Consider the following 4,279-nt stretch of genomic DNA (forward strand, 5'->3'; position numbering starts at 1 on the left):
CCTTCTCCCCTTGTGGGAGAAGGTGGATCGGCGCGTTAGCGCCGAGACGGATGAGGGGTGTTCCAGCGGAGTGAGACGTTGGCGTTCCCTGGAACACCCCTCATCCGTCGCCTTCGGCGACACCTTCTCCCACAAGGGGAGAAGGGGGAGCACACATTCCAACGCCGGCAACTTCCGAAGATCCATCTTGAGCTTCGCGATCGACCGCATCTCCTCAATCCACAAAAATCAGCGCCGGCGTTTCCAGCAGCGTCTTGATGCGCTGGATGAACACCGCCGCGTCCCAGCCGTCGATGACGCGATGGTCGAAGCTGGACGACAGGTTCATCATCTTGCGCGGGATGAACTGCGTGCCGTCCCACACCGGCCGTATCATCATCTTGTTGACGCCGATGATCGCCACTTCCGGATGGTTGATGACCGGCGTCGTCGCCACGCCGCCCATGGCGCCGAGCGAGGTGATGGTGATGGTCGAACCGGACAATTCGTCGCGTGTCGCGGTGCCGGACTTGGCCGCCTCGGCAAGCCGGATAACCTCGGCGCCGCACTCCCAGATGTCGCGCGCCTCGGCGTGCTTGACCACAGGCACCACCAGCCCTGACGGCGTCTGCGCCGCAATGCCGATATGGATGCCGCCATGCTGGTGGATGATGCCGGCCTCGTCGTCGAACAGTGAATTGAGATTGGGCTGGTCTGAGATCGCCTTGACCATCGCCCGCATCAGGAACGGCAGCAGCGTCAGCTTCGGCCTCTCCACGCCAACGCGCTTCTCCTTGTTGAGCGCGGCGCGCAGATCCTCCAGCGCGGTGACGTCGATCTCCTCGACATAGGTGATATGCGGGATGCGCGATTTCGACAGCGACATCTTCTCGGCGATCTTGCGCCTCAAGCCGACCACCTTGATGTCCTGGACGGCATCGTTGCGGGCGAGGCCCTTGGCGACCTGCGGGCCGCGGGCCAGGAATGCCTCGATGTCCTCATGGCCGATGCGGCCGGCCGGGCCAGATCCCGCAACCTGCCTGAGGTCGACGCCGGCCTCCTTTGCCCGCAGACGAACAGCCGGCGACGCCAGCGGCTTTTCACCTTCGGGACGCGGCGCGCCGGCGGGCGCGGCACCTCGGGACGTCGGCGCAGTACCCCCACCCCTAACCCCTCCCCACAAGGGGGAGGGGGATTCTGTCTGCGCTGCTCGCACGCCGGCATCTGACTCACTGACGCTCGCGGTTCTTGGCGCATTCTTGGAAGTGGCTGACTTTGCGTCGGCCTTCGTGTTTGAAACGCGTCCCCCTCCCCGTGGGGGGGCGGGGTTAGGGGTGGGGGTACTCTCAGCCGTGACTTTTGCCGGCGTCGCACCACCCGCAACATTGCCCTCGCCCGCCACCTTCAGCCGCACGATGGGCGAACCGATTGCCACCGTGTCGCCGATCTCGGCGCCCAGCCACAGGATTTCGCCGTCGACCGGCGACGGAATTTCAACCGTCGCCTTGTCGGTCATGACGGCGGCGAGCACGCTGTCCTCGCGCACGATATCGCCGACCTTGACGTGCCATTCGACAAGCTCGGCCTCGGCGACACCCTCGCCGACATCGGGCAGCTTGATGATGTGCTCGCCCATCTCAGGCCTCCATGGTTTCGAGGAGAGCTCGGCCTACCCGGGCAGGGCCGGGGAAATAGTCCCATTCCTGCGCATGTGGATAGGGCGTGTCCCAGCCGGCGACCCGCGCCACCGGCGCCTCCAGATGGTAGAAGCAGTTTTCCTGCACCAGCGCCGACAGCTCGGCGCCGAAGCCAGAGGTCAGCGTCGCCTCATGCACGATGACGCAGCGTCCCGTTTTTTTCACTGAAGCAACGATGGTGTCGAGATCGAGCGGCATCAGGGTCCTGAGATCGATGATTTCGGCATCGATGCCGGTTTCCTCGGCCGCCGCCTGCGCGACATAGACCATGGTGCCATAGGCGAGCACGGTGACGGCTGACCCTGGCCTGCGGATCGCCGCCTTGCCGAGCGGCACCGTGTAGTGGCCGTCGGCGACCTCGCCGAGCGCATGCTTCGACCATGGCGTCACCGGCCGGTCGTGATGGCCATCGAAGGGACCGTTGTAGAGCCGCTTCGGCTCCAGGAAGATCACCGGGTCCGGGTCCTCGATCGCCGCGATCAGCAGCCCCTTGGCGTCATGCGGATTGGACGGCACCACGGTCTTCAGCCCCGACACATGGGTGAACAGCGCTTCCGGGCTCTGGCTGTGCGTCTGGCCGCCAAAAATGCCGCCGCCGGTCGGCATCCGCACCACGATCGGGCAGGTGAAATCGCCATTGGAGCGGTAGCGCAGCCGCGCCGCTTCCTGGGTCAGCTGGTCGTATGCCGGATACATGTAGTCGGCAAACTGAATCTCCACGCACGGTTTCAAGCCATAGGCGGCCATGCCGATGGCCGAGCCGACGATGCCGGATTCGCTGATCGGCGCATCGAAGCAGCGGCTCTTGCCGTATTTCGCCTGCAGGCCCTGCGTGCAGCGGAAGACGCCGCCGAAGAAGCCGACATCCTCGCCATACACGACGACGCGGTCGTCGCGCGCCATCGACACGTCCATGGCGTCGCGGATCGCCTCGATCATGGTGCGTCTCGGCATGGCTCAGACTCCCGCCTGCTGGCGCTGGCGCCGCAGATGCGGCGGCATCTCGGCGTAGAGGCCCTCGAACATGTCGCGCGTCGACGGCTTGCCGCCGGCATGCAGTGTGCCGTGGCCTTCCGCTTCCTTCTGCGCCGCGATCACCGTGTCGAGGATTTCCGCCTCGGCCTGGGTGTGCCGCTCCTCCGACCAGACACCGAGCGCGATCAGATGGTTCTTCAGCCGCACGATCGGATCGCCGAGCGGCCAGGCGTCGGATTCGGTCTTCGGCCGGTAGGCGGACGGATCGTCCGAGCTCGAATGCGCGCCGGCGCGGTAGGTGACATATTCGACCAGCGTTGGCCCGAGATTGCTGCGCGCGCGCTCCGCCGCCCATTTGGCCACGGCATGGACAGCCAGATAGTCGTTGCCGTCGACGCGCAGCGACGGAATGCCGAAGCCGAGGCCTCTGGCTGCAAACGTGCCCGAGCCGCCGCGCGCGATACCCTGGAAAGTCGAGATCGCCCACTGGTTGTTGACGACGTTGAGCACGACGGGCACCTTGTAGGTGGAGGCGAACACCAGCGCCGAATGGAAGTCGGACTCGGCCGTCGAGCCGTCGCCGATCCAGGCCGCCGCGATCTTCGAATCATTGCTGATCGCCGAAGCCATCGCCCAGCCGACCGCCTGGATGTACTGCGTCGCCAGATTGCCGGAGATCGAGAAGAAGCCGTGCTCCTTCGACGAATACATGATCGGCAATTGCCGGCCCTTCAGCGGATCGGCCTCGTTGGAATAGATCTGGTTCATCATCGTGACCATCGGGTAGCCGTCGGCGATGAGCAGCCCCGCTTGGCGATAGGTCGGAAAGTTCATGTCGCCGGGTTCGAGCGCCTTGCGGAAGGCGCAAGCCACCGCCTCTTCGCCCAGATGCTGCATGTAGAACGATGTCTTGCCCTGGCGCTGCGCCATCTGCATGCGGGCGTCGAAGGTCCGCAGCGTCATCATGTGGCGCAGGCCGGCCAGAAGCTCGTCGCTGGAAAGCAAGCCGGCCCAGGGGCCGACGGCTTCGCCAGTGCGGTTCAGCACGCGGATGATCGAGAAGGCATGGTCGCGTATGGTGCGCGGATCGACATCGATGTCGGGGCGCGGCACCGAGCCGGCCTTGGGGATCGGCACGTTGGAAAAGTCAGGCGTTCCGCCCGGCCGCACTTCCGGCTCCGGAACGTGAAACCGCAACATCCCAGCATCGGCCATGACCAAGTCCTCCAATGTTGCCTGGCGCCGATAGTTGCATATCTGCACGGCCAGACCAGTGCGAATTCGTCGGGCAAGCCTGCACAAGTCGGTCCCGGCAGCACCGGCCGATCAGCCTCCCCAGCACCAAGATGAAGATATGTCTGCGAAATTTCTTGTCGATGTTGGGCGGGGACGCGCAATTAGGGAGAAGGTTGGGCTGGGTTTGTCGGAAGATAAGATGATTGGCGAAGACTTGGGACCTATCCACGCTTCCGCACCTCCTGAGAGACAGGAAGGGCGCCAAGGTCGGCAAACTCGCGCCTTTCCTCTCCCCCGTCGATCGGGGGAGAGGTGTCGCGCGCAACTACCCGGAGTGGGGGTCGACCGAGTCCTCTGATTTACGCATGGCTGAGTTTTGTGATCCGCCGGTT

3 protein-coding genes are annotated in these 4,279 nt (G+C 64.7%); all 3 read right to left on the reverse strand.

Annotation, left to right across the window (positions count from 1 at the left end; genetic code table 11):
- Positions 1-214: 214 nt before the first annotated feature.
- From NKJ06_RS34690 to NKJ06_RS34700, 3 genes are read right to left on the reverse strand one after another with little or no spacing between them, the layout of a single operon-like run.
- A complete protein-coding gene (locus NKJ06_RS34690) occupies positions 215-1,615 on the reverse strand; it encodes a dihydrolipoamide acetyltransferase family protein (RefSeq protein ID WP_352812421.1) in 1,401 nt (466 codons plus the stop codon).
- 1 nt (position 1,616) lies between these two features.
- Positions 1,617-2,630, reverse strand: a complete 1,014-nt coding sequence (locus NKJ06_RS34695; protein ID WP_352634667.1) for an alpha-ketoacid dehydrogenase subunit beta — start codon at positions 2,628-2,630, stop codon at positions 1,617-1,619.
- Positions 2,631-2,633: 3 nt separating this feature from the next.
- The gene (locus NKJ06_RS34700; RefSeq protein ID WP_352634669.1) at positions 2,634-3,866 is read right to left on the reverse strand and encodes a 3-methyl-2-oxobutanoate dehydrogenase (2-methylpropanoyl-transferring) subunit alpha; all 1,233 of its coding nucleotides are present in this window, start codon (positions 3,864-3,866) and stop codon (positions 2,634-2,636) included.
- Positions 3,867-4,279: the final 413 nt, after the last annotated feature.

The sequence above is a fragment of the Mesorhizobium sp. M0293 genome (assembly GCF_040321735.1).
Lineage (GTDB): Bacteria > Pseudomonadota > Alphaproteobacteria > Rhizobiales > Rhizobiaceae > Mesorhizobium.

Bases quoted from the DNA above. Each gene is read 5' to 3' on its own strand.
- NKJ06_RS34690 (WP_352812421.1), bottom strand. From the start codon at position 1,615: ATGGGCGAGCACATCATCAAGCTGCCCGATGTCGGCGAGGGTGTCGCC.
- NKJ06_RS34695 (WP_352634667.1), bottom strand. From the start codon at position 2,630: ATGCCGAGACGCACCATGATCGAGGCGATCCGCGACGCCATGGACGTG.
- NKJ06_RS34700 (WP_352634669.1), bottom strand. From the start codon at position 3,866: ATGGCCGATGCTGGGATGTTGCGGTTTCACGTTCCGGAGCCGGAAGTG.